Raw genomic sequence first — 6,387 nt, 5'->3', positions numbered from 1 at the left:
TCTAGCACTGCTTCTGAATCTGAACGAAATGCGATTGAAGGCTACCTCGCATATAAATGGGGCCTAGTGGATAACCTTCCCGCAGATCATCCATATCAAAATTCACCTCCAGTAACTGCTGGATCTATATTGCTGATAAATGACTCACCCTTTGATTCTGGCGGGGCAGTGGATTTAGCAAATGGTCACATAGAAGTCACAACTGGAGGATCTGCTTTCAACATGGGTTCTGATTTCACCATTTCAGTTTGGACTAAAGGATGGCCAAACGAAGTAAATGCTTCCGTCATTTCCAAAGGCTCTCCTACAACCCACCCTAGCATCGGTGGTTGGATGATTGGTCGGGGCACAGGCACAAACCAGTTAATATCCAACATAACAGGAGTGGGAGGAGAGCAAAGTGCAACACACTCCAAGTCACTATCCACAGATAATTCATGGCATCACATCGTTTCCACTTTTGACGGTAGTGTTCGCAAAATCTTCCTCGATGGTGAGCAAGTCGCCAGTACTACAAACACAGGATCAGTCACAGCAACTAATGCCTCTCTCTTATTTGGAGCATCAGACTTTAATAGTTCGATTGGTACCATCAATGCACACAAATATGCTGGAATAAAAATTGATGAAGTTAGGTTTTACAACACAGCACTATCAAACCTTGAAGTTGTGGAACTATATGGCTCTGGAAAGGGAGACAAGCAAAAGGAAGGAAGTTTTTCGACCTTCCCCGCTTCCATTACCTGCACTGTAGGCACAACCTTTTCAACCACCATAGATGCAAACTTCACAAACCCCTATTACTCGGCCTATAATCTCCCCCAGGGACTGAGCATAAATTCTGCGACTGGTGTACTTTCTGGAACTCCAGAAGTTGGAGGCAGTCACCAAATAATTGTCCAGGCCGAAAGCTCAAACCCAGAAAAAATAGCAGTTGGGGTTATTTCTTACACATCATCGGCAGCATCAGCACCTATCCTGGGAACACACGAACCTATTGGTCTCACGACTGATTCAGCAACCATCCTTGCAGAGATCGCACAAAGTGGAGGCGATGTTAACTATACAGTGGAACTTTTTTGGGGGTCTAGTGATGGGGGCACCAATGCCAGTTCCTGGCAGAATCAAGCAATCAGTATGGGAACAGGCAACAGTGGTTACTTTGGTAAATCAATAACAGGATTAACTGCAGGAAATACTTATTTCTATCGCTTACGAACGACTCAGGGAAATATAACCTCCTGGTCAGACGACAGAAACTTTACCACTCCTATACCAGTAGCCCTACCCTCTTTACTCGGCCAATCTGCGATCAATATCACGGGTACAACAGTTGACTTGCAGGTAGAATTAAACAGCACAGGCAATGCGACCACGCAAGTTACCTTCTATTATGGCACCAGTGACGGAGGAACAACCCCAAGTTCCTGGGATTCAAATATCACCATAAACTCGGTAAATAGTGGCATCGTTAGAGGATCTATCACCGGTGGATTGAATGATGGGCAGACCTATTATTTCAAAGCTCAAGCCACGAATTACAAAGGATCCGTTTGGGCAACTTTGGGAGATACTACATTCACCACTACCTCCAATGAGTCAAGAGTCACTCCCGTTCAAAACACCAACCTTAAGGGATGGTGGAAGTTTGATGGCAATTTAAATGATACCTCCGGCAATAACCGGCATGGCCAACATTTTCCAGAATACTTAGCAAACCTGAAGTTATGGTTGGATGCCACAAATCTGGAATCCATAACTAAAAGCTCGACTAATAAAGTTAGCAACTGGAAGGACCTCAGTGGTAATGATATCCATACATACCAAAATACCGATAGCCGAAGGCCCACCTATTCAAGTTCGGATGGATTGCTAAATAACAAACCATCCATTTCCAGTTCAACCAACTCGGGTAAAATTGGCTTATCTATTCCAACTGTAAACCTGCAGGAGATCTTTGTAATCGCATATTATGACGATGGCACAGACTCAACTTTTGATCAGTATAATACACTGATAACTGGCCCAGCGGCCTATGGGGAACATAGAATAATGGGTGACATATATTCTGCATCGTGGGTAACGAGCTCCAACTTTAATGATTCAGGTAGTTTCAAGAATGGATCTCTTATCTCTTCAAATACAGCTCTACCGATGCCGGCAACATTACTTCGTTTTACAAGCTCCACTCCTCGTAATGAAGACCGTGCAATATTATACAATGCAGGTTCGAACGATCGTGGATGGAAAGGTGGTGTCGGAGAAATTATCGGTCTTTCAGCTCTTTCAGGAATATCAGATCGTGAAAAAATTGAGGGATATCTTGCACATAAATGGGGAATTTCAGGCAGCTTACCCATAGGTCATCCATACAAGTCTATAGCTCCAAGTAGTTCATACACCTCAGATTCTCTATTTAGTAATTCTCAGTCACTTGATCTATCCAACGGTGCATTCGCCACAGTTTCAACAGGTGGAAATGAGGATATCTTTGATGCGGGTTCTGCTTTCTCTACCTCTTTTTGGATAAAGGGCTGGTCGAACACAGGCATGAACATTTTGTCCAAAAGTAATTGGTCAATTGCCACGGCTAATTCAGGAACAGACAACTTGTCTATTACCTTAACTGGGGCCGGTGGCTCCTACACTGTACAAACACCAATTAACAATGGTCAGTGGAATCATTTGGTAACGACATATGGTGGGGGATATAAAAAAGTTTACCTCAATGGCTCCTTGATTAATTCAACTGCCCAGACGGGTACGGTCACTTCTTCTAATTCAAAGCTAACGATTGGAGAGAACAACGCGAGTGGGCAAAGCCTTAAAATTGATGATCTAAGAATATACGGAATTTCTTTAACCTCGGCCGAAGTTCAGGCAATTTATGAAAAGGGCTTTGGAGATATAGGCTCATCCAAGTTTTCCATCACCAGCCCATCCAGTATCCTCGGCACAGTGGGTCGATCAATCTCCTTCCAGATTCAAAAGGAAGTGGCTTACGGATTGAGTGGATATGATTCCACAGTTACCTATGAACTGCAGAACAAACCCACCTGGTTAAGCGTAAACAGCTCGGATGGTTTGGTTAGCGGCACGCCCACCGAGGCAGGCACTTACACCTTTGATGTCAAAGCATCCAACACGCTTGGCACAGCCACCCAGACAGTCACCCTCACCGTCACAGACTATTCATCTTGGAACTATGCCCTCTCCTTTACCACCGATTGTCCAAGCGGAACCACGGTGGATAATTGGAATATGCTGGTCCGCCTATCCGAGAATCCCTCCAACGGAGCAGGCAATGCGGGCTTCCGCTACGCCCAGGCAAACTCCAATGGGGGTGATCTTCGCTTTATCGATCAGGCTGGGCAGGAGCTAAAATATGAAATTGCCAGCTGGAACACCTTTGGAGAATCCCAGGTTTGGGTACGGGTACCTAGCCTCACCAATGATTCCAATTTCACTATGCTTTGGGGAAATTCCGCTGCCACTCTCCCTGCCTATGCCAACGATGGTAGTGCTTGGAGTGATTACTTTGGGGTCTACCACCTAGAGGGCGGCAGTGGTAATGCAGTGGACTCAAGCCCTGCAAACAATGTGCTTACTGCCCTTAATTCACCTACCCTTCTTAGCGATGGGTTCTCAGGAAAATCATACACAATTAGTGGAGACAAGGGCTTTAAGGGAAGCATCGCTAATGGCCCTAGTGCAAAAGAGGGAACTTATATTATTTGGACTAAAAACACATCGGGCAGTTCAAGCACGGCGCAACCGTTTGGTATATCCTTTGATGACGAGTCTGCACATCTGCCCTTTTCCAAAGTTAGCTCACTTTTACCAAATCTCAGTGGCAATGGGAGTTGGCGGCAGGTCGCAGTAATCATCAAGGATGGGTACTTCTCCTATTATATGGATGGTGCAAAGGTGGGCTCATCCACCTGGCACTTCCCGGGTTTGCAGACTCTTTCAGAACTTGCCCTGGGAAGAAAGACAGACTCGAATGGCCCAGCAGGCTCTGTAGATGAAGCATCATTCTCCTCTGTTGCCCGCTCGGCTACCTGGATTACGGCCAGCTATAACAATCAAAAGACGGACCAAAGCTCCAACCCATATTTGAACTTCGAAACACTTAACGGCCCCGTAAGCTTGAATGATCCTGCCGGCACCAAAATATATGGCAAAAAGGGATCTTCCCTGTCCTTTTTCATTGGTAAGTCCGGCAGTGGTTCTTTTTCTGCAAATGGTCTGCCCAACGGGCTTAGTATCAATGCTTCCACAGGTGAGATTAGCGGCACTCCCACTGCACAAGCTAGCCAGGATATCACAATCACGGCGACGGGAACCACAGCAGGGGGAAGCTCTATTACCGTGACTAAACTATACAAGGTTATCATTTCTGACCCCACTTCCTTTCCTTACCGTATGGACTTAACCCTATCCGGATATACCGGATCAACCACCCTTACTGATTTTCCTGCGCTTGTCTCGCTGAGCTCTTCCATCAGCGGATTTTCCTACAATGGTTTTTTGGATGGGGATGGCGATGGTGTGCGCACCGGTGGCGACCTACGCTTCTTTGCCGCCAGTGGGCAGGAACTTGCTTATGAAATTGCCGACTGGAACACCTCGGGCACTTCCGACATCTGGGTAAAAGTACCCACCATTTCAGGAACAAATACTGAGATCACCGCAGCCTGGGGAAAATCGGGTACAGAAACAATGCCCGACTATGCGACCAATGATCCTGTATGGTCCAATGGGTATGAGGGTGTGTGGCACTTAGACACAATTAGTTCTGGAAAAACTAACGATTCCAGCCCACAAGGTATTCATTTAACGGTTAATGGAGGGGCAACCACAACAGCTGGGCAAACAGGTTCTGGTATATCGCTTGATGGGACCGATGATGATTTGGAAGCTCTTGGCTACAAAGGAATTTCCGGTGGTGCTCAAAGAAGCATGCAGTTGTGGATCAAGACTACAGCAAATGCCAAAGCAATTATGCACTGGGGAAAGGATGATAACTTTAAAAGATGGACATTTAGAACCACCGATAGTGGTCTTCGATTACGGACTGAGATTACTGGTGGGGGCAGAGAATCCAACTCTGCGATCGGTAACAACGTATGGACACATATTTCTGCAACGTTTCCTATGAACGCTAATAATCTGAACGATATCAAATTTTATGTTAATGGAACACAGTCTGAAGAGACGAGTGGATCCACTAGCATGCCCAATACATCCGTCTTCGATAATCTATTAATTGGTAATGACAATAGTAACCGCAGGTTGCCTGGGATTGTCGATGAAGTACGCCTTTCCTCTGTTGAACGCTACGCAGACTGGATCAAGGCAGAGTATGACAACCAGAAAAGTTCGCAGACCCTAATAAGTTATGGATCGGTCACCGGTCCCCGCACAATTACCTCACCCCTTACTGCCAGTGGTACTTTCGGTAGTTCTGTAAGCTATACCCTCACTGCCACCGACTCATCCTCTATTTCCAGCCGAGTATACTACGGTCTTCCCCAAGGGCTTGATTATAATGATAGTAGTGGTCAAATTATTGGCATCCCAGAAGTTGCTGGTGATTATGAAGTCTCAATGATGGTTATATATGCAAATGACGATGGCGACATAACTGATCTAGACAGCCAAAACGATATCATCGGAAACGTCGAAAGAACTTCAACAGATTCGATCATTCTCAGGCTAAGCATTGTAGCATTATCTCCTTCTGTAACTACACTTTCTAGCTCCACGGTTGGACCAACCTACGCAAGCTTTGAAGGCAATGTAACCAACACTGGCGGTAATCCCCCTAATATTATCATTTATTACGGATTAAACGATGGAGGTACCAATGTCGGCTTGTGGGATAGCTCCAGAAACATCGGTAGTCATTCGAGGGCCTTCTCATCTATTTTTGGGGATCTAATCCCTCAGAGAACATACTACTATCGGATTCGTGCATTTAACGCCGCTGCCATAAACGGAGTCTGGGCATCCAGTAGTCAAAATTTTACTACACAACCCAGTACAAAAGTCGTTGCATCAAACGGTATTGTTTCTAATGCCACTGGTGACTCAGTAAGGCTGAATGGCAGAGTCAATAATTTTGGTACAGGAAAAGTCGATCAAAGTACAAAACAACCAAATGAAATTTTAGGGAATAGTCTAAAACTATGGTTAGATGCTGCGGACAGCAGTACACTTACTCTGGCTTCAGGTAAAGTATCTACATGGTCTGATAAGAGTGGAATCGGAAACCATGCAACAGTTGGAGATTCCTTAGACCGCAGACCAACCTACACCGCTTCAGACAGTTTACTGAACAATAAACCATCGGTGGGTAGTAGCTCAAACTCTGGCGACATCGGC

General features: G+C 45.5%; 1 protein-coding gene. It reads left to right on the top strand.

What is annotated here, in order from left to right:
* Positions 1–6,387: DUF2341 domain-containing protein (locus ACKPQ4_RS08210; RefSeq protein ID WP_407680705.1), on the top strand; the 6,387-nt coding region annotated here is incomplete at both ends.

This window comes from Candidatus Chordibacter forsetii (genome assembly GCF_964187505.1).
GTDB classification, from domain to species: Bacteria; Verrucomicrobiota; Verrucomicrobiia; order Opitutales; family Seribacteraceae; genus Chordibacter; species Chordibacter forsetii.
This window is presented reverse-complemented; position numbering and strand designations above follow the sequence as displayed.